We start from the raw sequence: 24,133 nt of genomic DNA, 5'->3' as shown, positions 1-24,133 counted from the left end.
GGAAATATGGCAATAAATATTTTCAAGAAATTTACGGATGGATTAAAGAAAACAAAAGACGAGTTCGCATCAAAAATCGATAGTGTATTCAGTATGTATACAAAGATAGATGATGAACTCCTGGAAGATCTTGAGGATATACTCATTGGATCTGATATTGGAGTGGAATCTACAATGGATATCATCGAACACTTGAAGAATTGCGTAAAAACCGAAAAACTTAAGACACCTGATGAAATAAGAATTAGGCTTAAGGAATATTTGAAGGAAATAATACACACAGATGATGAAACGGATGATTCAAATATGAAGACGCCGACAGTAATCCTTATTATTGGAGTCAATGGTGTAGGAAAGACGACAACCATAGGCAAATTGGCAAACAGATACAAGACCATGGGCAAGAGTGTTCTTGTGGCGGCAGGGGACACTTTCAGGGCTGCTGCTGTAGAACAGCTTCAGGTTTGGTGCGACAGAGCAGGGGTTGAGCTTATAGCAAACAAGGAAGGCAGTGATCCTGCTGCCGTGATATTTGATTCTGTACAGGCTGCAAAATCCAGGAAGGCAGATGTGCTTATATGCGACACTGCAGGACGTCTTCACAACAAGAAAAACCTCATGAACGAACTGAACAAGATTTTCAGGGTTGTAGACAAGGAATATGATACGGCATTCAAGCAGGTTTATCTTGTAATTGATTCCACAACCGGACAAAATGGGATAATACAGGCAAAAACATTCAAGGAAGCAGCAGACATTGATGGAATAATTTTGACGAAGCTTGACGGCACTGCAAAAGGTGGAATAATAGTGCCTGTTCAGAAAGAAATAGGAGTGCCTGTCAAGTATGTCGGACTGGGAGAGAAGATTGATGATCTTCAACCTTTTGATTCCAATAAATTTGTTGATGCTATATTCGAATAAACTATTGACAATTGCATCATAATACATTACAATAACTACTTGTCAAGGTAAAAACTTTACAGGCGGTTTATTATGCTGGATAAATATGAAAGAATAGGCAGGTTGTTTGATTATTATTCAAATATATTGAAGGATAAGCACAAGGATGTTTTGGACCTTTACTATTTTCAGGACCTCAGTCTTGCAGAAATATCGGAAATATTTGATATGTCAAGACAGGGTGTGCACGATCTTTTAAAAAGAGCGGAAGGAAACCTGGAGAATTACGAAAAAAAACTCGGACTGATACAAAGAAATGACGGAATTAGGGAAAAGCTGGAACTGTTGAAAAAAAATATAAACGGGAATGATTTCGACCTAAAGAATATAAATGGAATTATAGACGGTCTGATCGATTCCTTATAGGTGATAATATGATATTTGAAAGTTTATCTGATAAGATTCAGGGAACATTGAATAAACTGAAAGGCAAGGGAAAGCTGACTGAAAAAGATATCAACAATGCCATGAGAGAAATAAAGCTGTCACTCTTGGAAGCGGATGTCAACTTCAAGGTGGTTAAGGATTTTATAAAAACCGTTAAAGAGCGTTCTCTGGGTTCTGAGGTTATGGAAAGTCTTACTCCCGGACAGCAGGTTGTAAAGATAGTAAATGAGGAAATGATCAAGCTTTTGGGAGAAAGCGAATCAAAGATTGATTTCTCAGATGATATAACAGTCATTATGATGTGTGGACTTCAGGGTGCCGGTAAAACCACAACATCCGGAAAGCTTGCGTTGAAATTTAAAAAGCAAAATAAAAGGCCATTGATAGCGGCTTGTGACATATACAGACCGGCAGCGATAAAACAGCTGGAAGTGGTAGGTAAGGGCATAGACGTTCCCGTATTCAAGATTGAGGGAGAAAATGATGCTGTTAAAATAGCAAATGAGGCATTCAAGGAAGCAAAAAAGAAGGGCAATGACGTGCTTATTCTTGATACTGCCGGTAGACTTCATATAGATGAAGCTCTAATGGAAGAACTGCAGCAAATCAAATCCAGTCTTAATCCAAGAGAGATTCTACTTGTTCTCGATTCAATGACGGGACAGGATGCTGTGAAAATAGCCGAAGCATTCAACTCAACTATGGAAATATCAGGTGTTATCCTGACTAAGGTTGATGGAGATGCCAGGGGAGGAGCAGCGCTTTCTCTCAGGGCTGTGACCAGCAAACCTATCAAGTTTGTTACAACAGGGGAAAAAATGTCTGATTTGGAACCTTTCTATCCAGACAGGATGGCATCCAGGATACTTGGAATGGGTGATGTTCTAAGCCTGATTGAGAAAGCCCAGGAATCCTTTGACATGAAGCAGGCAAAGGAAATGGAGCAGAGACTGAAGAGCATGCAGTTTACATTTGATGATTTTCTCATGCAGATGGAGCAGATGCAAAATCTTGGACCTTTGGACCAACTCCTTGAGATGATACCTGGAGCTAATTCAAAGCAGTTGAAGAATATTAAAATTGACGAGAAAGAGCTTGTTTATATAAAGGCTATAATTCAGTCGATGACTAAAAAGGAAAGAAATGACCCATCAATTATAAACGGCAACAGAAGAAAAAGGATAGCCGCAGGAAGCGGAACTTCTGTTCAGAGAGTCAATCGTCTTCTGAAGCAGTTCAACGAGACAAAGAAGATGATGAAGAAGATGGGAGCAATGGAAAAGACAATGAAAAAGCGCGGCGGCTTTAAAATGCCATTTTAAGATTAAGTTATTTTAGATGTAAATCTTTAATATATATAGATTTGAATACCAAATCATAAAACAAATTTATTTAGGAGGTGAATATAATGGCAGTAAAGATCAGATTGAAAAGAATGGGTGCGAAAAAGAAACCTTTTTATAGAATAGTTGTTGCAGATTCAAGATCGCCTAGAGATGGAAGATTCATCGAGGAAATAGGTTACTACAATCCTGTAGTGGAGCCTAAGGTTGTTAAGATTGATGAAGAAAGCGCAATAAAATGGTTGAACAACGGAGCGAAGCCCACAGATACTGTAAATGTTTTGTTCAAGAACAATGGTATCTATGATAAGAGAGAAGAAAGCAAATAAAGGTGGTGCATTAAATGGGAGAATTAGTAGAATATATTGCTAAGTCACTAGTAGACAATCCAGATGAAGTTAGTGTTAATGAAATAGAAGGTAGTCAATCCCTGATAATCGAACTGAAAGTTGCACCTGATGATATGGGTAAGATCATTGGAAAACAGGGCAGAATAGCAAAGGCGTTGCGTACCCTTGTAAAAGCTGCTGCCACTAAGGATAATAAAAGAGTAATAATTGAAATTATTCAGTAAGGATTAGCGTTAGCTAATCCTTATACTTTAGCTTAAGAATGTTATGCTGTCGGACGAGGTAAGTAATGGAGAAAATTGTAAGAGTTGGTAAAATTGTAAACACTCATGGTTTGAAGGGAGAGGTCAAATGTATTTATTTGACTGATGAAATGGAGCGATTTGACGATTTTGACCATGTTTATATAGAAGATACTAAAGAACGCCTGGACATTGAAAGCGCAAGGTATATGAAGGGAATGGTTTATCTTAGGTTTAAAGGGTTTGATAATATAAATCTGGTTGAGAAATACAAGAATAAATATATTATTATCGATGAAACCCAGATGAAGACTCTTGATGAAGATTCCTATTATGTTTCGGATCTTATAGGGCTTGAAGTCTATGATATGGAAGGTAATTATCTTGGAAAGATTACATATGTTTATCAGACGGGTGCCAATGATGTCTATGAGTTGAACAGAAATAAGGAACTGCTGATACCTGCAATAAAGGAAGTTGTCAAATCTGTTGACATTAGTAAAGGTAGAATGACAATAAAGAAGATTGAAGGTCTGCTGTCATGAAATTTAAACTGATAAGCCTTTTCCCTGAAATGCTTGAAAGCATATTGTCTGTCAGTATAATAGGAAGGGCTGTTAAGGATGGGAAACTTGAAATAGAATATATTCAACTGAGGGATTATTCGGAGAACAAACATAAAAAAGTTGATGACTACCCTTACGGCGGCGGTCCGGGAATGCTGCTCAAGCCTGAGCCGGTATATAATGCACTGTTGCAAAACAGAAGCCAAAACTCAAAAGTTATATACATGTCGCCAAAGGGCAAAAACCTTACTCAGAGCATTGTTAAAAGTTTGGCTGAAGAAGAGGAAATCATCATTATTGCAGGTCACTATGAAGGGCTTGATCAGAGGATAATTGACAATTATGTAGATGAATCCATTTCCATCGGTGAATATGTGCTGACAGGAGGAGAATTGCCTGCTGCTGTTTTGGTTGATTCCATTGCCAGGATGCTTCCTGGAGTATTAAGCGGAGAGGAATCATTCATATCGGAATCCCACTATGACATTCTTCTGGAGCATCCCCAATATACCAGACCTCAGGAATTTATGGGCCACAAGGTTCCGGACATACTGTTGTCGGGCAACCATGCAGAAATTGAAAAGTGGAGAAGATTCAAGTCAATTGAACACACCATCATATATAGGCCGGACCTTATTGACGGCAGAGATGAACTAATAGATGAGTATAATAAACTGAAGAAATATTTTTCAAAATAATTATTGATTAGAGCATATGATTGTGCTATAATACATTGGAGTATACGGCGGTCCTCTGTAATTTCATTGCAAGAACGCTAGGAAAGGAGGGTATACTATGGACTTAATAAAAGCTTTAGAACAAGAACAGCTAAAGGAAAGCATGACGGATTTCAATGTTGGTGATACTGTAAAGGTTCACTATAGGATCAAGGAAGGTAACAGAGAAAGAATTCAGATATTTGAAGGTACTGTTATCAAGAGACAAGGTGGAAGCGTTAGAGAAACATTCACTGTAAGAAGAATATCATATGGTGTTGGTGTTGAAAGAACATTCCCTTTACATTCACCAAGAGTTGAAAAACTTGAAGTTGTAAGAAAAGGTAAAGTCAGAAGATCCAGATTGTTCTATCTTAGAGAAAGAACTGGAAAATCTGCAAAAGTTAAAGAAAAGAAGATGTATAGATAATGAGGACTTTCTAGTCCTCATTTTTTCTTAATCACGCGACGTTCAAGATAATTCCGGCATCTGGGAATTATCACTCTCTTGAATGTCGGAAAATCCTAAGGGTAAGAAAGCAGCTTTGCTGCGTTATCGACAAAGTCGATATTAAATCGCGAAGGAAAGTATCCTATCATACATATCACAATGGTTCAATGTGATATTAATATTTACTTTCGTAAGCTACTCGATGTGCTGAGGATTTTAACTGGAAGGAGATATTATGGCAATTAATTGGTATCCCGGTCATATGAAAAAGACCAATGAACTTATAAGGGAAAATTTAAAAATAGTGGATCTGGTCATTGAAATTGTTGATGCCAGAATACCATATAGCAGCAGGAATCCTATACTGAAAGAAATATCGGCAAACAAGCATCATATAATAGTAATGAACAAGTCCGATCTTGCCGATTCCAGAATATCCGAATTGTGGAAAAAGGAGTATACCAAGGACAATACAAGGTGTATCATGTACAATTCAACCAAGGACTCTACAGCAAAGTTTTTTAATTCCATAAACGACATAGCTGATGAAATATTATTGAAATACAAAAAGAAGGGATTCTTCAACAGGCAGCTTAAGGCCATGGTGGTAGGAATCCCTAATGTGGGCAAATCGACCTTCATAAACAGGATAGCTAAAAGAAAAGGCGCAGCTACGGGAGACAAGCCTGGCGTCACAAAGGGAAAACAGTGGATAAAGGTGAAAAACGGCATAGACCTTCTTGATACACCTGGAATACTGTGGCCTAAGATAGAAACGGATATACAGGGCTACAATCTGGCTTGCACGGGAGCCATAAGGGAAGAGATACTCAACAAGAATGATATAGCTACTTACATTGTTGAATTTCTTAACAAAAACTACAAGGATTACCTTGTAAAGAAATACCAGATTGAAACTGGGGACAAAGAAACATACGCTATTATTGACGATATAGCCCGTAGAAACGGTTGCATATTGAAGGGCGACGAATTGGATTACGAGAGGGTCTCTAGGCTTATAATCAATGATTTCAGAAGCGGTAAACTTGGCAAGATTACAATGGAGAAACCTGAAAATGCTTAAGATAGAAAACGAGCTTCATAAAAAAGGCTACAAGTATATAGCCTGCCTTGATGAAGTGGGCAGAGGCTGTCTTGCAGGAGATGTAACGGCGTGTGCGGTTATAATGCCTGAAGGACTCCTAATAGATGGAGTGAACGATTCAAAGAAGCTTTCCAAGAAGAAAAGGGAAAAGCTGTATGAGGAAATAAAAAAATCTGCCATTTCCATAGGAATAGGGACTGCATCCAATGTGGAAATTGATGAAATGAATATTAAAAAGGCAACACATCTTGCTATGGAGCGAGCTATTGAAAATCTTATGGATGAAGAAGGGAACAGTATTGTTCCTGACTTTTTGCTTATCGATGCTGAAATCATTGCCCTTAAAATTCCCCAGGAAGGTATAATCAAGGGCGATGCCAAATGTCACGGAATAGCTGCAGCTTCAATAATTGCCAAGGTGACAAGGGACAATTGCATGGCAGAACTCCATGAAGATTATCCTGCATACAATTTCAAGAAAAATGCAGGATATGGTACGAAGGAGCATATTGCAGCATTGTTGAAAGATGGGAAATGCAAAATTCATAGAAATACTTTTATAAGAAAAATAATGGATAGTAATGAACAGTTGAAATTAATCTGATAAACAGTCGGATCGAGGTGATCTTATGAACAACAGGGAAGTAGGTTCCTGGGGAGAAGCTGAAGTTGTTGATTATTTGAAGAAGAAGGGATATCTGATTGTAGAGAAGAATTACAGAACAAGGTATTCTGAAATTGATATAATTGCCAAGACTGGAAATACCATTTGCTTTATAGAGGTAAAATCAAGAAAAACATCGAAATACGGGCTTCCGAGAGAGGCTGTTAACAGAAAGAAGCAGAATCAGATAATAAAGGGAGCCATGACTTATATTAAATACAGGAAACTCACAACTTTTTCATACAGATTTGATGTTGTTGAGGTGTTTCTCAATGATGGAAGAATAAATCATATAGAAAATGCGTTTTGGGTATAAAAAAGCACTGGTGGTTACACCAAGTGCTTTTTTATATCTTTTATTTATAATTAAACTAATCCTTGGCTCAGCATTGCATCGGCAACTTTTTTAAATCCTGCAATATTTGCGCCTGCAACATAGTTGCCTGAAAGACCGTATTCTTCGGCTGCTTTACTGGACTCCTTGAAAATATTAACCATAATCGCATCAAGTTTATTGTCCACCTCTTCAAAACTCCATGGCATTCTCATGCTGTTTTGAGCCATTTCAAGTGCGGAGGTTGCAACACCTCCTGCATTGGCAGCCTTGGAAGGTGCCAGCAGCACATTGTTTTCAAGGAAATAATCCACAGCTTCGTTTGTGCATGGCATATTTGCCCCTTCTCCTATAGCGAAGCATCCGTTCTCAATGAGTTTTTTTGCATCATTAAGATTGATGTCGTTTTGAGTTGCACAGGGTAGAGCTATATCACATTTCAGGTTCCAGATATTTCTCTGATTTTCCACATACTCAGCTTCGGGATGATATTTCACATATTCGCTTATTCTTTTTCTTTCAACTTCCTTGATCTTTTGAACAGTTTCGATTTTGATACCTTTGGGATCATAGATATAACCTGAAGAATCACACATTGCAACTACATTGGCACCATATTCCTGTGCTTTTTTGCATGCATATATTGCTACGTTACCTGATCCTGATATTACAACTGTTTTACCCTTGAAGCTTTCATTATTTGCCTGGAGCATTTCTCTAACAAAATAAACCAGACCGTATCCTGTTGCTTCTGTTCTGGCAAGGGAACCACCGAATTTCAATCCCTTTCCTGTCAATACACCTGCTTCAAAATCGTTTCTAATTCTTTTATATTGTCCGAAAAGGTATCCGATTTCTCTTCCGCCGACACCAATGTCACCGGCAGGAACATCAACGCTGTCTCCAAGGTGTCTGTACAACTCTGTCATGAAACTCTGGCAAAATCTCATGATTTCACTGTCCGATCTGCCCTTTGGATCAAAATCGGAACCTCCTTTTCCTCCGCCTATGGATAATCCTGTAAGCGAGTTCTTGAAAATCTGTTCAAATCCAAGAAATTTAATAATGCTAAGGTTAACTGACGGATGGAATCTCAATCCACCCTTGTAAGGGCCAATGGCGCTGCTGAACTGAATCCTGTAACCTCTGTTGACATGTATTTGTCCCTTATCATCTGTCCATGGAACTCTGAATATCAATTGTCTTTCCGGCTCGATGAGTCTTTCAAGTATGCAGTATTCCTTGTACTCAGGATGTTTATCCATTACTGGCTTCAATGACTGAAGCACCTCTTCAATTGTTTGTAGAAATTCCGGTTCTGCAGAATTCCTTTCTTTAGATAAATTTATTACATTTTCGACATATTTCATTGTACAACCTCCCTGTTTGCGTTTTATTATAGCATCGTTCAAACATAAATCAATATTTATTGTGAATAAAGCAACAAATGTTATATAAATGTAACAAATAACACAAAAAGAAAACATTTTCTCACATATTGACATACATTTTTCTTTGTCGTATTCATGTTTGGTTAAGGGAAATGAAAAGGAAAAGTCATGAGGGGAGAGTAGTGATGCGAAATATTAACAAAATGTAACAAAATGAGGCTGCCTTGGAGAGGGACAGCCTCACTTCATTCTTTTTAAATCTGTATAGAATTATACTATTCCGAGACTCATCATTGCTTCAGCAACTTTTATGAACCCTGCAATGTTTGCTCCTGCAACATAGTTTCCGGGTACTCCGTATTCTTCTGCTGCTTCACTGACTTCTTTGAAGATATTGACCATTATTTCATCAAGCTTCTTGTTGACTTCTTCAAATGTCCATGAAAGCCTCATGCTGTTTTGTGCCATTTCAAGGGCTGATGTGGCAACACCTCCTGCGTTTGCAGCCTTTGCTGGCGCCAGAAGGATATTCTTTTCGAGGAAATAACTCATTGCTTCATTGGTACAAGGCATATTTGCTCCTTCTCCTATAACAAAGCAGCCATTTTCAACCAGTTTTTCTGCGTTTTCAAGGTGTATATCATTTTGAGCAGCACAAGGGAGCGCTATATCACATTTCAAATCCCACAATTTCCTTTGATTGTCCACATACTCGGCTTCGGGATGATATTTAACATATTCGCTTATTCTTTTTCTTTCAACTTCCTTAATCTGTTGAACAGTATCGATTTTTATTCCATCAGGGTCAAATATGTACCCTTTGGAATCAGACATGGCAACCACATTTGCACCATATTCCTGAGCCTTCATGCATGCATATATGGCTACATTTCCGGATCCTGAAATAATGACAGTCTTGTTTTCGAAACTATCATTATTTGCTTTCAGCATTTCTCTCACAAAATAAATGAGACCAAAACCGGTAGCTTCCTTTCTTGCCAGGGAACCTCCGTATTTCAAACCTTTGCCAGTTAAAACGCCTGCTTCGAATTCATTTTTTATTCTCTTATACTGTCCGAAAAGATATCCGATTTCTCGTGCGCCTACACCAATATCACCGGCAGGCACGTCTACGGATTGTCCAAGGTGTCTGTACAGTTCGGTTATGAAGCTCTGGCAGAATTTCATTATTTCCTTTTCGGATTTTCCCTTTGGATCGAAATTTGATCCGCCTTTTCCACCTCCTATGGACAAGCCTGTAAGAGAGTTTTTTAGGATCTGTTCAAATCCTAAAAACTTTATTATTCCAAGATTTACTGAAGGATGGAAGCGCAGCCCTCCCTTATAAGGGCCTATGGCGCTGTTGAACTGTACCCTGAATCCTCTGTTGACCTGTATCTGGCCATTGTCGTCAAGCCAGGGAACTCTGAATATTATCTGTCTTTCAGGTTCAATAAGTCTTTCGAGTATTTTATTTTCTTCATATTCGGGATGTCTGTCCAACGCTGGTTTTAATGATAAGAGAACCTCTTCAACCGCTTGAATGAATTCTGGTTGAGATGAATCATTATTTTTTGCTATTTCTATTACTTTCTGAATATAATCCATGTTGATACCTCCCTTTATTACTTTAATTATAACAAAAAAACAAATTTATTATTAATAATTATTTCAAATATTAATAATTTGTAACAATAGATATAATTATTTGATTTTGTCAGTTCAGGTTATACAATATAAGAGCGAATATTAAATAATTATTGGGGGTTGCTATGTTATCAGAGGTTAATGCCTGTGTCCTATCCGGACTTGAAGGCAATATTATAAAAGTAGAAACGGATTTGGCCAATGGCTTGCCTACTTTCAATATTGTTGGACTTCCGGATGCATCCATAAAGGAGTCAAAGGAAAGAGTCAGATCTGCATTATCAAATTCAAATTATGATTTTCCCATGTCTAGAATAACGGTGAACCTATCGCCTGCATCAATAAAGAAAGAAGGGTCACAGCTTGATCTTCCCATAGCCTTGGGGATTTTGTCAGCTATGGATATTTGCACAGTTAAAAATCAGGAAAGGACTTGTTTCATAGGTGAACTGTCTTTGGATGGTTCCATAAAACATATAAATGGAGTGTTGCCAATGCTCATATCCTTAAGGACCATGGGTATTGATAAGGCATTTGTACCTTTGGAAAATATTGAAGAATCAAGTTACATCAAAGATATGGAAATCTATCCTGTAGAAAGCCTGAATGAAATCGTTGATCATCTGAATGGCAAGAGAATTTTGATTCCAACGATGAAAAAGGACTATTCCTCTCCCGATGAATGCAGCTGCTATGAAGTGGATTTTTCCGAAGTAAAGGGTCAGGAGACATTAAAACGGGCTGTTGAGATAGCGGCTGCAGGAAGTCACAATATTTTAATAATCGGTTCGCCAGGATCCGGAAAAACCATGATAGCAAGAAGAATTCCAACTATTCTTCCGAATCTGACATTCGAGGAATCTTTGGATATCACCAAAGTATACAGCATTGCCGGTCTTAATGGTGAAAGCGGATTAATTAAAACAAGACCATTCAGATCCCCGCATCATACGATATCCAGAACTGCACTGGTTGGAGGAGGTCGTATACCTAAACCGGGTGAAATTTCACTGGCAAACCACGGAGTATTATTCCTTGATGAACTGCCGGAATTCAATAAGAGTTCACTTGAAGTTCTAAGGCAGCCGCTTGAAGATGGAAGAGTTACAATTTCCAGAGCGAATATGAGTGTGGATTATCCATCTAAGTTTATGCTTGTATCAAGCATGAACCCTTGTCCGTGCGGTTACTACGGCGACCCGAAGCACGAATGCAAGTGTTCGACATCTCAAATTGAAAGATATTTAAGCAAAATATCCGGACCTCTATTGGATAGAATTGACATTCAGATTGAAGCTACTCCTGTTGAATATGATGATCTAAATTCAAGCAGGAAAAGCGAATCTTCAGCTGATATAAGAAAAAGAGTAAATGGTGCAAGAAAAATTCAGGAAGAACGTTATTCCGGACTTAAAATATTTTCTAATTCAGAGTTGAGTGCAGGTCAGATAAAGAAATATTGCAAGCTGGAAAAAAATGCAGAGAATATTTTAAAAACAGCTTTCGAAAGGTTATCCTTAAGCGCCCGTGCATACAATAAGATTATCAAGGTTTCAAGAACCATTGCAGATTTGGATGGCTCCATTGATATTAAGATGGAACATGCTGCAGAAGCTATCCAATATAGAAACATAGACAAGAAATACTGGGGATAAAATACCGGTCCGTTAAACGGACCGGTATTTTTGTTGCAAGCAATAACTACACATTACCTATAACTTCAAATACATCAGATACCTTGCTTTCAAAATCTTCATTAAATTGGTTGATTTTATCAAGCACTTTTGCAGTTTTGCTGTTCCATGTATATTTCACCAAAAAACCTGGAGATATGCTTAATTTTTCATAATTGTTGTTTGACACCAGTTCCTTTATTTTTGCATTTTCTTCCGGGAGTAGGATGTGTCTGTTTTTTAGAGTATCGATTATTTCAATCAAATCAGTAATTTTGTGTTCTTCAATTATTTTATATTCGTTTTTCCAGAACCTAAGATATTCTTCAAGGAACAAGTCACCTTTGAATATAAGAAGGGTTTCATTTTCATGTTGTATGATTATGTTTTTGGATATTTCATAACCTTTGTTCCTTAGTTCAAAAAGGCCATTTAAATCAAGGTTTTCATAGGTGGTATACGCTGTGCTCAATGAATTTCCCGCATACATCCAAAGATTTACAGCCCAGTTTGAATAAAGATCATTAACATCAAGATATAATTTTTCGACAGTTTTCTTGCCGCTGTATATAAATGGGCGCATGTCATCCTGGTACTGTATTTCCGATGAGTTTTTGTATTTTGATAGAGCATATACACATCTCTTGTTCAACTGATCAATGTTGTTCTCGCAAGAATGGAAGGTTGTATATGGATTTATGAATCTATATTCAGATTCGATGAATTCCAAAAAATCTTGGACCAAAACCCTTTCGAGACCTTCCAGCATGTTGCTGCTAACAAGATCATTGATTTTATATACAATGCTTTTCCATGAAAGATGTATGGTGTTGCTTATGACATCCATAGTTCTGTTTTCGGGAATAACCGATTTTACCTTCTCCAGCCATATTCTTTCTTCGCCGGGATTGTTTTCTATAATGAGACCATAATTGTTTTTTGTGAAAATAATACCGTTGAACTGTTTATCAAGGCTGTTAGTGACGAAATCCTTTTTTGGCGACTGGTCGTCTACAATTACTATATGAGCCACTGTTTTATCTTCAAAATGAGAATCGAAAAGCTTATCGGTGGGTCTTACCTGATAGAAAAAGTCTTCTATGCAAGTATCTTCAGGGAATAACCTATCAGGTATGTATTTACTTGTTTTTTCATTTATCAAGCTGAAGAATACACTTTGCATGGAGGGGACATATTTCAAAGTTATAAAAAAAGCCCTAATAAGTTCATCTTCATTATTGTCAATTCTTGATTTACAGGGACTGAAAAAATTAAGCTTGTTCACATTGATTCCTCCTTATATGTTATAAAACAAAAAAGTCATTCACAAAATTATGAATGACCTGGCTGTTATATCTCTTAATAAAATTATACCATTAATTTTTAGCATATTCAATAATACATTGGAATTCAACGCCGCATAATACTAATGCTTCAAGGGATTATGCATTTCAACCTTCTTAAACTGCAAAATTAATGAAGCATGTATTTGACTATAAAAAATGTTATTCTTGTATTTATTGTGTTATAATGCTATGAAAATTTATTTGAGGGAGTGCTATGGATATAAATGTAGGAATAATAAAATCAATTATGCATATAATGGACAGGTCAGTAAGTGAGCCGGTATATTCTGATTATGAATTGAATATGGATTTTCTGGGAGAATTCATAGGAAAGCACATTGGTAATTTTTTAAACTCGCCAGATGTTAAGGCCTTTGATGAAAGGTATAATGAAGATATGAATCTGTTTTTTGAGAATATTCACGAGGATTTCATTGAAGCGAGTAAAAAAATGACTGAAAGCATTTTTTATTTAATAAACAATAATGACGACGTACCTGCAGGTGATGCATTGTATGTATTGTATGAAAAGGAAGGTGAATTGAATTTCATCATGCTTTTACTGGAATACAAGACTGGATATATTCATAAATTCGGTTATGAGAATGAAAAAATGCAAACAGAAATAATTGAATACAAAACTTGTCTTACAAACATTACACAGAAAGTATCCAACGTTTTCAACTATTCAGTTGGTGATGGTGAAGTGAAAATACTTGAAAAGCAGTATAAGGTTGATGGGGCAAAGACAAATTTCCTTTCTCAGGGGATTTTTAATCTTGAGGAAAAAAAGACTGTAAATGAAAAGTTGAATATTGTCAGGAAGACGGCCGAAAAACTGATAAATGAATATTATGAAGATGACATTGAAAAGCACAAGGATTTGAAAACTGAAATCATAAGGGATTGTATAGAAAAGAAGGAAGTTGATATCGAAAAAATTGCAGAAAAGATTTTTGAAGGAGATGATATCTTAATAGACAATTTCAACACCCATATATCAAACAAGGGTCTTAAAAATGAGCCGATCAAGATTGATGAATTGAATTATAACAAAATCTTGAAAAAGCAAAAAATCAAAACAAAGGAAGGAATAGAACTATTAATTCCTATTGACTTGATGACGGACTCCAATAAAATAGCATTTGAACAGAATGATGACGGCACTACGAATATTATTCTGAGAAATCTTAAGGAAAAGGAAGAATAAACCTTGTCGGAGTTGAAGTATATCAAATTGCCAATATTGATATATCAAAGCGAGAAGTTTTTTATAAATGAGACAAAAATCCCAGCTACAATAAGTGCCCAATATTCAGGAAGGTCAATCGTCTCCTGATTGTGCAGTGTACATAAATTGCACAAAAAGGAAATGTGGCTGTTTGACAAATGGATGGAGGTTGACATAAAATATAAATGGAACTTCTGATTTGTTTGCCAAGTGGGTTTTCTTGAATTGGCAAAGGGCTCCAGGATGAAAAAAATTATAAGTTTTTGATGCTTTTGATGCGACAAGTGTTAAACAGAGAGTTTAACATATATGAAGTTTTCCTTTACAATACAATGGTTATATGCTAATAATAGAAAAAAAGAGGTTGAGCAAATCTTGGGATATGAGGTTGAGCATGGATAGATTAACGGAAAACATTCTAATGTTAAACACTGCAATTGGTCCAAATAACACTCTTATTGAAAAGATAGAGGACTATTTTGGGGAGGAAGGACTTGGCAACTTAATGGACTTGATGGATGAGTTAAAGGAAGCCAATATTCTTGACAAGGAAAAATATGATTCTGTTGAAAGATTTATAAGGGAAGATAGAATTGAGTTTTATGATGAATATTTTCAAAAGGAAAACATCAGAATTGTAACAAAATTTGATGATGCTTATCCGGATAGATTAAGATATATAGACAACCAGCCATATATAATATATGTAAAGGGAAATTTGGAAAAATTGAACAGTTCGAAAATGGGCATTTCAATTGTCGGGTCAAGAAAGGCAACATCATATGGGAAATGGGTTGCAGAAAGCATAGCAGGAGATTTGGCGGAAAAAGGAGTTTCTATTATAAGCGGCATGGCATTTGGCATTGATTCAATAGCACATGGAATTACATTGGGCAGGGGAGGCTTTACTGCTGCAGTACTGGGTTCGGGTATAGATGTTATATATCCTGCAAAAAACAAGAAGCTTTATCATGAAATAGAAGAAAAGGGATGCATAATAAGTGAATTTGCTCCTGGGACGCCACCTATAGGATTCAACTTTCCTTTGCGAAATAGAATTATCAGTGGCCTTGGAGATGGAGTACTTGTAGTTGAAGCAGGAATTAAAAGCGGATCTCTTATTACTGCGACTTATGGAGCAGAGCAGGGAAAGGTGGTTTTTGCCGTTCCGGGAAACATAGACAGTATTTACAGCAAGGGAGTCAACAAGCTCATTAGGGATGGTGCAAGGATTGTAACAAGTGCCGGGGATATATTTGAAGATCTTTCATACGATGCGTATGAGAATAAAAGTTTTGAGACAGATCTGGGCAACTATGATGAAATAAAAATGGCGCTATTGGGAATTCTTGGTTCTGGAGAAAAATCCATAGCGGAAATTGAAGCGAAACTGGATTATGATATGAATAAAATACTCAGCAATTTGACAGTTCTTGAAATGGATGGTTTAATTATTCAGAGCAGCGGTAAAAAATTCAGGCTGATAAATAATGAAATAATAAAATATATGGAAACTGTATTAAGAGGAGGAAACGATGGCTAAAAACCTGGTTATAGTTGAGTCACCGTCAAAAGCGAAAACAATAGGAAAGTTCCTTGGTAAAAACTATAAGGTGAAAGCTTCAGTAGGTCATTTAAGGGATTTGCCGAAGAGCAAGCTTGGCATAGATGTAGAAGATAACTTCAATCCAAATTATATTACAATACGCGGAAAGGGAGATATAATCAAGGAATTGAAAAAAGAGGCAAAAAAAGCCGACCATGTATACCTTGCAACGGACCCCGACAGGGAAGGTGAAGCTATATCCTGGCATCTGGCAGAAATACTGAAACTTGATCCAAGCGACAATATTCGGATAGTGTTTAATGAGATAACTAAAAATGCTATCACTAATGCAAAAAAAAATCCTAGAAGCATCAATCAGGATCTTGTTGATGCGCAACAGGCAAGAAGAATACTTGACAGACTTGTCGGATACAAGATAAGTCCACTTCTGTGGAGAAAAATAGAAAAGGGACTAAGTGCAGGAAGGGTGCAGTCTGTTGCCGTGAAGTTGATTTACGACAGGGAAAAGGAAATTGAGAATTTTGTACCTGAAGAGTATTGGACCATAGATGGTGAATTTGGAGAAAAGAAAACTCTTGAGGCAAAATTTGCCGGCGAACTCAATGACAGCAGAGTTAAAAAGATTTCAATAAGCAGCAGGGAAGAGGCTGACAAATTGCTGGAGGTTTTGAGGGGCAAGGATTACGGAGTTATTGAAAAAATCACTAACAAGAAAACAAAAAAATCTCCACCGCCTCCCTTTACAACAAGTTCATTGCAACAGGATGCAAACAGACAATTGAATTTCTCCACAAAGAAGACAATGATGATTGCCCAGCAGTTGTACGAAGGCGTTGAGTTGGAAGACCAGGGAACTACAGGTCTGATTACTTATATCAGGACGGATTCCTACAGGATATCCGATGAAGCAAAGAAAGAAGCTGCTGAATATCTCGAAGAAAGTTATGGCAAGGATTATGTGAATATTTCAAGAGTGTTCAAAACCAAGAAGAAAACCGATATCCAGGATGCACATGAAGCTATTAGACCTTCTACGGTATACAACCATCCGGACCGAATCAAGGAATCCCTTACTAATGATCAATATAAATTATACAGACTCATATGGAAAAGATTTCTGGCATCATGCATGGAATCGGCAGAATTTGAAAACCTTACAATTTTGATAAATGTGGAAGGATATGCTTTTAGATACTCTGGAAAGAGAACTCTCTTTGATGGATATATGAAAGTTCTTCCTTCGAAGGATAAGATTGATGAATTTCCTGAATTGGAACAAGGGAAAGATATCAAGATCAAAAAAATTCTGGAAAAACAGAACTTTACGAATCCTCCAGCACGATATAACGAGGCTTCTCTTGTCAAGACCATGGAGGAACTGGGAATCGGAAGACCTAGTACGTACGCCCCTACGGTTTCAACGATATTAAACAGAGGTTACGTTGTAAAGAATGAAGGTGTTTTCAACATAACTGAGATTGGTGAAATAGTAACGGAACTTCTGATTGAACATTTCAGCAGCATAATAAACGACAAGTTTACAGCAGACCTTGAAAACAAGCTTGATGAGGTTGAATCTGGAAGCTTCAGATGGCAGGAAGTAATCGAAGGATTCTACAAGGAATTTGAAAAGGCCCTTGCCCTGGCGGACAAGAATATTGAAAAGATAGAAATTGAGGAAGAAATAACCGACATAGAATGTGAAAAATGCGGATCTAAGATGGTGGTTAAAAAGGGTAGGTTCGGAAAGTTCCTGGCATGTCCAAACTATCCTGAGTGCAAGAACACAAAACCATATGATGCAGAAACTGGCGAAGCAAAGGTGAGTGATGTGGATTGCGATAAATGCGGAGCCAGAATGGTAATAAAAAAAGGAAGGTATGGTGAATTCCTGGCATGTCCAAACTATCCTGAGTGCAAGAACACAAAGCAGATAGAGAAGACTATTGACGTGAAGTGTCCCAAGTGTGGTGGAGATATCCTTGAGAAAAGGACTAAAAAGGGAAGAAAGTTCTACGGTTGCAGCAATTACCCTGAATGTGATTTCACAGCATGGAATGAACCGGTAAATGAAAAATGTCCCGTCTGTGGAGGATTGCAGGTCAAGAAAAAAACAAGAGACGGAGAAGTAATAGTATGTACAAATGAAAATTGTGAAAAATAATATTTACAAACAATTACAGTTGTGATATACTACTTCAGGTATTACACACAACTGATGATTTCCGGAGGTGTGCCGCAAGGTCCTTTGGAAAAGAGATTCAGTTGGAGGAAATAACAAGGAGGAAACAAATGGCAGTACTAAGTATGAAAAAATTATTGGAAGCGGGAGTTCACTTCGGACATCAAACTAGAAGATGGAATCCTAAAATGGCAGAGTATATCTTTACTGAAAGAAATGGAATCTACATCATAGACCTTCAGAAAACTACAGGATTGATAGATGAAGCTTATGAGTTTATTAAGGAAGTTGTAGCAGGCGGAGACGAAATTCTTTTTGTTGGAACAAAGAAGCAGGCTCAGGAATCAATCAAGAAAGAAGCTCAAAGATGTGGAATGCATTTTGTAAGCCAAAGATGGTTGGGCGGTATGCTTACAAACTACAAGACTATTAAAAGTAGAATAAACAGACTTCACGAGCTTGAGCAAATGGAAGCAGATGGAAAATTTGAAATGTTGCCTAAGAAGGAAGTAATCAAGTTGAGACATGAAATTGAAAGACTTGAGAAGTTCCTGGGTGGAATCAAGAACATGAACAAGCTTCCTGGAGCAATGTTTATTGTTGATCCAAAGAAGGAAAGAATTGCAATAAGCGAAGCTAAGATTATGGATATTCCTATTGTAGCTATTGTTGATACAAACTGTGATCCTGATGAAATTGATCATGTAATTCCAGGAAATGACGATGCAATAAGAGCGGTTAAGCTTTTGACAGCTACTATGGCTGATGCAGTTCTTGAAGCAAAGCAGGGAGTTCAACTTGAAGATGTTGCACAGGAAGAAGTAGAAGAAGTAGAAGAAGAAATAGAAGCAACTGAAGAAGTTTAAATAAGTTAATAGAAAAATATAAAGTTTAGGTAAGGGGAAAGGGATTTAATCCCTTGTCTAACTTACCTTTTATTATTAGGAGGTTAACATGGCAAATATTACAGCAGCAATGGTAAAAGAATTGAGACAAGTAACAGCAGCAGGAATGCTTGATTGCAAAAAAGCTTTAGTGGAAACAGATGGTGATATCGACAAGGCTATTGACTTTTTGAGAAAGAAAGGTTTGTCAAAGGCAGCTAAGAAATCAGATAGAATAGCAGCAGAAGGTATAGTTGCATCTTATATACACGGAAATAGAATAGGTGTCATTATAGAAGTTAACAGTGAGACTGACTTTGTAGCAAAGAACGAAGAGTTCCAAAGCTTTGCAAAGGATGTAGCTATGCAGATAGCGGCTCAAAAACCTGCATATATCAAACCTGAAGATGTTCCGGCAGAAGTTATTGAAAAGGAAAAAGCTATACTTAGAGAACAGGCATTGAATGAAGGAAAACCAGAAAAAATTGTTGATAAGATGGTTGAAGGTAGAATCAAGAAGTTCTATGACGAGAACTGCCTGTTGAATCAGACATACATAAAGGATACAGATAAAACTATTCAAGACTTGTTGAATGAACTTATAGCCAAGATAGGTGAAAATCTTGTAATCAGAAGATTCACCAGATATGAAGTTGGTGAAGGTCTGGAGAAGAAGGAAGAAAATTTCGCAGAAGAAGTTGCTAAACAAATGAATATGTAATATTATTAGATGGAGGACATTTTGTTCTCCATTAAAATTATGCAGCAATATGGAGGCTTTATGGATTATAAGTATAAACGAATTGTCTTGAAAATCAGCGGTGAAGCTCTAGGTGGTGAAAAAGGCAGCGGATTAGAGGAATTGACATTGGCGAAAATTGCCAGGGAGATTAAAAACATCAATGAACAGGGTGTTGAAGTTGCAATTGTTGTAGGCGGCGGCAACATATGGAGAGGTGCAAGTGCAAAGCATACGGACAGGGCTACATCAGACTATATGGGCATGCTGGCTACTATAATAAATGGAATGGCATTGCAGGATGCTCTTGAAAGTATTGATGTACCAACAAGGGTACAAACCGGAATAGAAATGAGGCAGGTAGCAGAGCCCTATATTAGAAGAAGAGCCATCAGGCATATGGAAAAAGGCAGAGTTGTGATATTTGCCGGAGGCTCGGGAAATCCATATTTTTCTACAGATACGGCAGCTGCCTTAAGGGCTGCGGAAATAGGTGCAGAAGTCATACTTCTTGCGAAAAAGGGAGTTGAGGGAGTATACAATGACGATCCTAAAACGAATCCCGAAGCAGTGATGTTCAGTGACCTGAAATATATCGATGTTCTAAACAAGGGACTAAAAGTAATGGATTCAACGGCAACATCCCTTTGTATGGACAATAAAATACCAATCATAGTATTTGGAATAGAACACCCTGAAAATATAATTAAAATAATAAAAGGTGAAAACATAGGAACTATTATTAAGGAGGATTAAGATGCATAGAGAAGTTCACAAGGAATTAGAAAAAAAAATGGACAAGACTATTAGTTTTTTGAAGGAAGATCTTGGTAGCATAAGAGCTGGAAGAGCAAATCCAAAATTGGTTGACAAAATCAAGGTGGATTACTATGGAACTCCTACTCCTCTTAATCAACTGTCAAATATCTCAGTACCCGAGCCTAGATGTCTTTTGATACAGCCATATGATATCAATGCTTTAAAGGATATTGAAAAAACATTAGGTGCTTCTGACCTTGGAGTAAATCCAAGTAATGACGGCAAGGTTATAAGAATAATGATTCCCGAGTTGACTGAAGAAAGAAGAAAGGATCTTCTAAAGACTGTTAAGAAAGAAACTGAAAATGCCAAGGTCGCTTTAAGAAATGAAAGAAGAGACACTAACGAAAAATTGAAGAAGATGGAAAAGAACGGCGACCTTACCAAGGACGATTTGAGAGATGCTGAAACAGAGGTACAGAAAATTACTGACAAGTACATCAAGAAAGTAGAAGAAATCTATTCCGACAAGGAAACGGAAATTCTCGAGGTATAGACAAGATGACTGAACTGACAGGATTCTCATTGGGAGATGCTATCAGGCAAATAAACAAAAATGAAAGAAAAATAATTGAAATATGCTATGCTAAGGGGTCAAACAGGAATTTTAGCATGAATCTTGTTAACCCCGTAGTTGTGCGTTTTTTGCAAACTGATGATGTTTATAAATTGACTGTTTCATATTTTTAATCCCCGAAAGGGGATTTTGTTTAATTCGAAGGACTCAATGTCTTGAGAATTCTAGTTTAATCATTTGAATTAGATGAGGTGAAGGGTAAGAGGATGAATGACACAATTGACATGAGAAGAATTCCCCACCATATAGCAATTATTATGGATGGAAACAGAAGGTGGGCAAAGCGTAATAATAAGAACAAAATGCTTGGACACAGGGAAGGTATGTTAAGAATCAGGGAGATAGTTGAAGAGTGTGTAAAACTTGGAGTCAAATCATTGACAGTATATGCATTCTCTACTGAAAACTGGGGCAGAGAAAAGGACGAAGTGGGTTACTTGATGAATCTTCTTATCGAATTTTCGAAGACCATGATAAAGCCCCTGGATGAAGCCGGCGTTAAAGTAAATATATTTGGGGATATTTCAGAATTGCCTGAAAGGTCAAGAACCAGTGTGTTGAAGGCTATTGAAAGGACAAGCAATAATGAGAAATTGAACTTCAACATAGCGTTGAATTATGGATCCAAAACTGAAATAGCAAGAGCTGTAAGGAATATTGCTCGTGATGCGAAAGAATGCAAACTTGAGATTGATGACATAAATGAAGATTTAATCGGCAGTTATTTGTATTCTAAAGATCAGGAAGATCCGGATATGATAATCAGAACCAGCGGAGAACAAAGATTAAGTAATTTCTTGTTATATCAGGCTGCATATTCGGAATTTTATTTTACCGATGTGTTATGGCCTGACTTTACGGCAGATGAATTGAATAAAGCCATTATAGAATATCAAAACAGGAATAGAAGATACGGCAAGGAGTAATTGATAACTATGGGAAATCGATTAAAAACGGGGCTGATAGCCGGAGCATACTTGGCAGTGGCGACATATTTAGGCGGCTATTTGTTTAAATTCACTTTTTTTGTGATAACAATGATAGCTCTGTATGAGTATGACAAAGCGGTGAACAATAACAAAAATCATGTATACATCCTTAATTACCTGGTAACAATTGCAATTTTTGCTTCAAATGCATTGGAATTTAATATTGATCCTTTTCTTGTACTGGCATCCTATATGGTGGCGGCAGGTGTGTTTTACGTCATTGATTCAAGTATTAAACTGTTCGATATTTCTTCAACAATATTTGGGTTTTTGTATGTCGTTATACTTATGTATCATGTTGTACTGCTGGGTGATACCATTTATATATGGGCGGCTTACGCAGTGTCTTTCAGCGCGGATTCCTTTGCATATTTGGTAGGGATTCGTTACGGAAAGCACAAGCTTAGTCCAAAGCTTAGCCCTAAAAAAAGTGTGGAAGGAGTTGTTGGGGGTCTTGCAGGTGCAATAGCTGTAATGGTAATCCTGAACATATTCTTGATAAAAGGGCCTGTATCAACAGTAGTACTGATAAGTATTGTAGGCGTTCTGGGATCAGTTTTTGGAGATTTGGTTGCCTCAAAGATAAAAAGGGAGTACAATGTAAAGGATTACGGAAATGTATTGCCTGGTCATGGAGGAATGCTGGACAGATTTGACAGTTTTTTGATAGTGGCTCCCATTGTTTATTATATGACGTTATATTTGCTTTAGGAGGACATAATGATTACAACTATATCTTCAATTATAATATTTTCCCTTGTTATACTGATTCATGAATTGGGTCATTTTATGGCGGCTAGAAGAGTTGGCATAAAGGTTCATGAGTTTTCTATTGGCATGGGACCTGTTCTCTACAGGAAAAAAGGGAAGAAAACTGATTACTTGATAAAAGCGTTACCGATTGGCGGATATGTGAGAATGGAAGGAGAGGATGATGAAACCTTCTCTCATGACAGTTTCAATTCGAAAACAGCACTGGAAAGATTCAGTGTTATTTTCATGGGCCCAATGATGAATTTTATACTTGCTTTTGTTTTGTTTTTTATTATTATATCTACTTATGGAATATCAGGAACTACAGTCGAATATATCGATATGGAGTCCAACGAATATTCTTCAGGACTTAGAGAGGGCGATGAAATAATAAGCATTGAAGGTAATCGTGTTAGATTTTGGGATGACCTGTATGAAGAAATTTCAGAAAATGAAAAAGGCTATAATATTATTGTTGAAAGAGACGGAAAGGAATATGATTTTAATATTGAAAACAGCTACAGATATATTATAGGTATTTCCCCAACGGAAATAGAGGGAGAATATACTACAGAGTTGTCCCTGGTCAATATGGGATATCCGGCTTCAGAAGCTGGAATCAAGGCAGGCGACAGGGTACTGGCTGTAAACAATATTAATACTGAAACCTGGGATGAAGTTAAAAATGCAATAAAGGGTTCTCAGGGCAATGAAATCGATATAAAGGTTGACAGGAACGGACAAACACTTAGTTTTCAGCTTAAACCCATGAACCAGTTGACTATAGGATTCTATACGGAAGTTGAGAGAAACATAGTGGCTGCATTCTATGGTTCACTTTTTAAAACTGTATTTTATATTAAGCTTATGTTCCAATTCGTATTCATGCTTTTTACGGGAAGCGTAGGGACGGAAGCCATTGCCGGACCTGTAGGAATCATTTCCATGGTTGGAGAAGCGGCGAAAATTGGATTGTATCCGCTGATCAACCTGGCTGCATTCATAAGTTTAAATCTAGGATTCATGAATTTATTGCCTATCCCGGCACTGGATGGGAGCAGATTGATATTTATATTATGGGAAGGTATTTCCGGCAAAAGAATTCCTCCTGAAAAGGAAGGGTATGTACATTTCATTGGCTTTGTATTCCTTATGGCACTGATGTTTTTTATTTTGTATAAGGACATACTAAGACTATTAACTTAGGGGTAAAG

General features: G+C 37.1%; 25 protein-coding genes. 22 read left to right on the top strand and 3 right to left on the bottom strand.

The features are described from left to right. Positions 1-6 precede the first annotated feature (6 nt). From ftsY to BUB05_RS04440, 11 genes are all read left to right on the top strand, one after another. The gene (gene ftsY, locus BUB05_RS04490) at positions 7-924 is read left to right on the top strand and encodes a signal recognition particle-docking protein FtsY (protein WP_073047810.1); all 918 of its coding nucleotides are present in this window, start codon (positions 7-9) and stop codon (positions 922-924) included. A 72-nt stretch (positions 925-996) separates the two neighbouring features. Continuing rightward, the gene (gene ylxM, locus BUB05_RS04485; protein ID WP_073047807.1) at positions 997-1,329 is read left to right on the top strand and encodes a YlxM family DNA-binding protein; all 333 of its coding nucleotides are present in this window, start codon (positions 997-999) and stop codon (positions 1,327-1,329) included. 8 nt (positions 1,330-1,337) lie between these two features. Beyond that, positions 1,338-2,672: a signal recognition particle protein gene (ffh, locus tag BUB05_RS04480; RefSeq protein ID WP_073047804.1), complete on the top strand. Its 1,335-nt coding sequence runs from the start codon at positions 1,338-1,340 to the stop codon at positions 2,670-2,672. Positions 2,673-2,758: 86 nt separating this feature from the next. After that, positions 2,759-3,022, top strand: a complete 264-nt coding sequence (gene rpsP, locus BUB05_RS04475; protein ID WP_073047801.1) for a 30S ribosomal protein S16 — start codon at positions 2,759-2,761, stop codon at positions 3,020-3,022. A 14-nt stretch (positions 3,023-3,036) separates the two neighbouring features. After that, entirely contained in the window at positions 3,037-3,267 is a 231-nt protein-coding gene (locus tag BUB05_RS04470; protein WP_073047799.1) for a KH domain-containing protein, read from the top strand. A gap of 65 nt (positions 3,268-3,332) precedes the next feature. Then, entirely contained in the window at positions 3,333-3,830 is a 498-nt protein-coding gene (gene rimM / locus BUB05_RS04465; protein WP_073047796.1) for a ribosome maturation factor RimM, read from the top strand. Next, the gene (trmD, locus tag BUB05_RS04460) at positions 3,827-4,549 is read left to right on the top strand and encodes a tRNA (guanosine(37)-N1)-methyltransferase TrmD (protein WP_073047795.1); all 723 of its coding nucleotides are present in this window, start codon (positions 3,827-3,829) and stop codon (positions 4,547-4,549) included. The genes rimM and trmD overlap by 4 nt, the downstream gene beginning before the upstream one ends. Positions 4,550-4,646: 97 nt before the next feature. Beyond that, positions 4,647-4,997 (top strand): 50S ribosomal protein L19, encoded by a 351-nt coding sequence (rplS, locus tag BUB05_RS04455; RefSeq protein ID WP_073047792.1) that lies wholly within the window; start codon positions 4,647-4,649, stop codon positions 4,995-4,997. 256 nt (positions 4,998-5,253) lie between these two features. Further along, positions 5,254-6,102: a ribosome biogenesis GTPase YlqF gene (gene ylqF / locus BUB05_RS04450; RefSeq protein WP_073047789.1), complete on the top strand. Its 849-nt coding sequence runs from the start codon at positions 5,254-5,256 to the stop codon at positions 6,100-6,102. Continuing rightward, a complete protein-coding gene (locus BUB05_RS04445) occupies positions 6,095-6,727 on the top strand; it encodes a ribonuclease HII (RefSeq protein WP_245819746.1) in 633 nt (210 codons plus the stop codon). The genes ylqF and BUB05_RS04445 overlap by 8 nt, the downstream gene beginning before the upstream one ends. Positions 6,728-6,752: 25 nt before the next feature. Further along, entirely contained in the window at positions 6,753-7,103 is a 351-nt protein-coding gene (locus tag BUB05_RS04440; RefSeq protein WP_073047783.1) for a YraN family protein, read from the top strand. 50 nt (positions 7,104-7,153) lie between these two features. Here BUB05_RS04440 and gdhA (BUB05_RS04435) read toward each other — a convergent pair whose 3' ends face one another. Further along, on the bottom strand, positions 7,154-8,491 hold the full coding sequence (gene gdhA / locus BUB05_RS04435; RefSeq protein ID WP_073047780.1) for an NADP-specific glutamate dehydrogenase: 1,338 nt from the start codon (positions 8,489-8,491) through the stop codon (positions 7,154-7,156). 291 nt (positions 8,492-8,782) lie between these two features. Further along, positions 8,783-10,120 (bottom strand): NADP-specific glutamate dehydrogenase, encoded by a 1,338-nt coding sequence (gene gdhA, locus BUB05_RS04430; protein ID WP_073047776.1) that lies wholly within the window; start codon positions 10,118-10,120, stop codon positions 8,783-8,785. A 164-nt stretch (positions 10,121-10,284) separates the two neighbouring features. Between gdhA (BUB05_RS04430) and BUB05_RS04425 the strand changes: the two genes are divergently transcribed. Next, positions 10,285-11,814, top strand: a complete 1,530-nt coding sequence (locus BUB05_RS04425) for a YifB family Mg chelatase-like AAA ATPase (RefSeq protein ID WP_073047774.1) — start codon at positions 10,285-10,287, stop codon at positions 11,812-11,814. A 46-nt stretch (positions 11,815-11,860) separates the two neighbouring features. On the opposite strand, the gene BUB05_RS04420 is transcribed toward BUB05_RS04425, so the two are convergent. Next, positions 11,861-13,117, bottom strand: a complete 1,257-nt coding sequence (locus BUB05_RS04420) for a hypothetical protein (protein WP_073047772.1) — start codon at positions 13,115-13,117, stop codon at positions 11,861-11,863. Between the two features lie 275 nt (positions 13,118-13,392). Here BUB05_RS04420 and BUB05_RS04415 point away from each other — a divergent pair, with 275 nt between their 5' ends. From BUB05_RS04415 to rseP, 10 genes are all read left to right on the top strand, one after another. After that, a complete protein-coding gene (locus tag BUB05_RS04415) occupies positions 13,393-14,388 on the top strand; it encodes a nucleoid-associated protein (RefSeq protein WP_073047769.1) in 996 nt (331 codons plus the stop codon). A gap of 415 nt (positions 14,389-14,803) precedes the next feature. After that, positions 14,804-15,952: a DNA-processing protein DprA gene (gene dprA, locus BUB05_RS04410; protein ID WP_073047766.1), complete on the top strand. Its 1,149-nt coding sequence runs from the start codon at positions 14,804-14,806 to the stop codon at positions 15,950-15,952. After that, positions 15,945-18,140 carry a type I DNA topoisomerase gene (topA, locus tag BUB05_RS04405; RefSeq protein ID WP_073047764.1) on the top strand — a complete coding sequence of 732 codons (2,196 nt, stop codon included), beginning with the start codon at positions 15,945-15,947 and terminating at the stop codon, positions 18,138-18,140. The genes dprA and topA overlap by 8 nt, the downstream gene beginning before the upstream one ends. Before the next feature lie 128 nt (positions 18,141-18,268). Beyond that, on the top strand, positions 18,269-19,024 hold the full coding sequence (gene rpsB / locus BUB05_RS04400; RefSeq protein ID WP_073047761.1) for a 30S ribosomal protein S2: 756 nt from the start codon (positions 18,269-18,271) through the stop codon (positions 19,022-19,024). Positions 19,025-19,112: 88 nt separating this feature from the next. Further along, positions 19,113-19,763: a translation elongation factor Ts gene (tsf, locus tag BUB05_RS04395; protein ID WP_073047758.1), complete on the top strand. Its 651-nt coding sequence runs from the start codon at positions 19,113-19,115 to the stop codon at positions 19,761-19,763. A gap of 60 nt (positions 19,764-19,823) precedes the next feature. Further along, positions 19,824-20,537, top strand: coding sequence for a UMP kinase (gene pyrH / locus BUB05_RS04390; RefSeq protein ID WP_073047755.1), 714 nt, complete (start codon positions 19,824-19,826; stop codon positions 20,535-20,537). Between the two features lies 1 nt (position 20,538). After that, positions 20,539-21,096, top strand: coding sequence for a ribosome recycling factor (frr, locus tag BUB05_RS04385; protein ID WP_073047752.1), 558 nt, complete (start codon positions 20,539-20,541; stop codon positions 21,094-21,096). Positions 21,097-21,383: 287 nt separating this feature from the next. After that, positions 21,384-22,103, top strand: coding sequence for an undecaprenyl pyrophosphate synthase (locus BUB05_RS04375; protein ID WP_073047746.1), 720 nt, complete (start codon positions 21,384-21,386; stop codon positions 22,101-22,103). Positions 22,104-22,112: 9 nt separating this feature from the next. Next, positions 22,113-22,877, top strand: coding sequence for a phosphatidate cytidylyltransferase (locus tag BUB05_RS04370; protein ID WP_073047743.1), 765 nt, complete (start codon positions 22,113-22,115; stop codon positions 22,875-22,877). Between the two features lie 9 nt (positions 22,878-22,886). Beyond that, a complete protein-coding gene (gene rseP, locus BUB05_RS04365) occupies positions 22,887-24,125 on the top strand; it encodes an RIP metalloprotease RseP (RefSeq protein ID WP_073047740.1) in 1,239 nt (412 codons plus the stop codon). The last annotated feature ends 8 nt before the right edge of the window (positions 24,126-24,133 follow it).

The sequence above is a fragment of the Dethiosulfatibacter aminovorans DSM 17477 genome (genome assembly GCF_900142005.1).
In the GTDB taxonomy this organism is placed as follows: domain Bacteria; phylum Bacillota; class Clostridia; order Tissierellales; family Dethiosulfatibacteraceae; genus Dethiosulfatibacter; species Dethiosulfatibacter aminovorans.
Note: the sequence above shows the minus strand (reverse complement) of the source record. Positions and strands in the feature narration are given on the sequence as shown.

What these genes read in the sequence shown, in the direction of transcription:
- ffh (WP_073047804.1), top strand. Translation starts at nt 1,338, where the DNA reads ATGATATTTGAAAGTTTATCTGATAAGATTCAGGGAACATTGAATAAA.
- BUB05_RS04370 (WP_073047743.1), top strand. Translation starts at nt 22,113, where the DNA reads ATGGGAAATCGATTAAAAACGGGGCTGATAGCCGGAGCATACTTGGCA.
- rplS (WP_073047792.1), top strand. Translation starts at nt 4,647, where the DNA reads ATGGACTTAATAAAAGCTTTAGAACAAGAACAGCTAAAGGAAAGCATG.
- ftsY (WP_073047810.1), top strand. Translation starts at nt 7, where the DNA reads ATGGCAATAAATATTTTCAAGAAATTTACGGATGGATTAAAGAAAACA.
- topA (WP_073047764.1), top strand. Translation starts at nt 15,945, where the DNA reads ATGGCTAAAAACCTGGTTATAGTTGAGTCACCGTCAAAAGCGAAAACA.
- BUB05_RS04425 (WP_073047774.1), top strand. Translation starts at nt 10,285, where the DNA reads ATGTTATCAGAGGTTAATGCCTGTGTCCTATCCGGACTTGAAGGCAAT.
- ylxM (WP_073047807.1), top strand. Translation starts at nt 997, where the DNA reads ATGCTGGATAAATATGAAAGAATAGGCAGGTTGTTTGATTATTATTCA.
- BUB05_RS04470 (WP_073047799.1), top strand. Translation starts at nt 3,037, where the DNA reads ATGGGAGAATTAGTAGAATATATTGCTAAGTCACTAGTAGACAATCCA.
- BUB05_RS04375 (WP_073047746.1), top strand. Translation starts at nt 21,384, where the DNA reads ATGAATGACACAATTGACATGAGAAGAATTCCCCACCATATAGCAATT.
- pyrH (WP_073047755.1), top strand. Translation starts at nt 19,824, where the DNA reads ATGGATTATAAGTATAAACGAATTGTCTTGAAAATCAGCGGTGAAGCT.
- trmD (WP_073047795.1), top strand. Translation starts at nt 3,827, where the DNA reads ATGAAATTTAAACTGATAAGCCTTTTCCCTGAAATGCTTGAAAGCATA.
- gdhA (WP_073047780.1), bottom strand. Translation starts at nt 8,491, where the DNA reads ATGAAATATGTCGAAAATGTAATAAATTTATCTAAAGAAAGGAATTCT.
- dprA (WP_073047766.1), top strand. Translation starts at nt 14,804, where the DNA reads ATGGATAGATTAACGGAAAACATTCTAATGTTAAACACTGCAATTGGT.
- rpsB (WP_073047761.1), top strand. Translation starts at nt 18,269, where the DNA reads ATGGCAGTACTAAGTATGAAAAAATTATTGGAAGCGGGAGTTCACTTC.
- ylqF (WP_073047789.1), top strand. Translation starts at nt 5,254, where the DNA reads ATGGCAATTAATTGGTATCCCGGTCATATGAAAAAGACCAATGAACTT.
- BUB05_RS04415 (WP_073047769.1), top strand. Translation starts at nt 13,393, where the DNA reads ATGGATATAAATGTAGGAATAATAAAATCAATTATGCATATAATGGAC.
- BUB05_RS04440 (WP_073047783.1), top strand. Translation starts at nt 6,753, where the DNA reads ATGAACAACAGGGAAGTAGGTTCCTGGGGAGAAGCTGAAGTTGTTGAT.
- rpsP (WP_073047801.1), top strand. Translation starts at nt 2,759, where the DNA reads ATGGCAGTAAAGATCAGATTGAAAAGAATGGGTGCGAAAAAGAAACCT.
- tsf (WP_073047758.1), top strand. Translation starts at nt 19,113, where the DNA reads ATGGCAAATATTACAGCAGCAATGGTAAAAGAATTGAGACAAGTAACA.
- gdhA (WP_073047776.1), bottom strand. Translation starts at nt 10,120, where the DNA reads ATGGATTATATTCAGAAAGTAATAGAAATAGCAAAAAATAATGATTCA.
- rseP (WP_073047740.1), top strand. Translation starts at nt 22,887, where the DNA reads ATGATTACAACTATATCTTCAATTATAATATTTTCCCTTGTTATACTG.
- BUB05_RS04445 (WP_245819746.1), top strand. Translation starts at nt 6,095, where the DNA reads ATGCTTAAGATAGAAAACGAGCTTCATAAAAAAGGCTACAAGTATATA.
- frr (WP_073047752.1), top strand. Translation starts at nt 20,539, where the DNA reads ATGCATAGAGAAGTTCACAAGGAATTAGAAAAAAAAATGGACAAGACT.
- rimM (WP_073047796.1), top strand. Translation starts at nt 3,333, where the DNA reads ATGGAGAAAATTGTAAGAGTTGGTAAAATTGTAAACACTCATGGTTTG.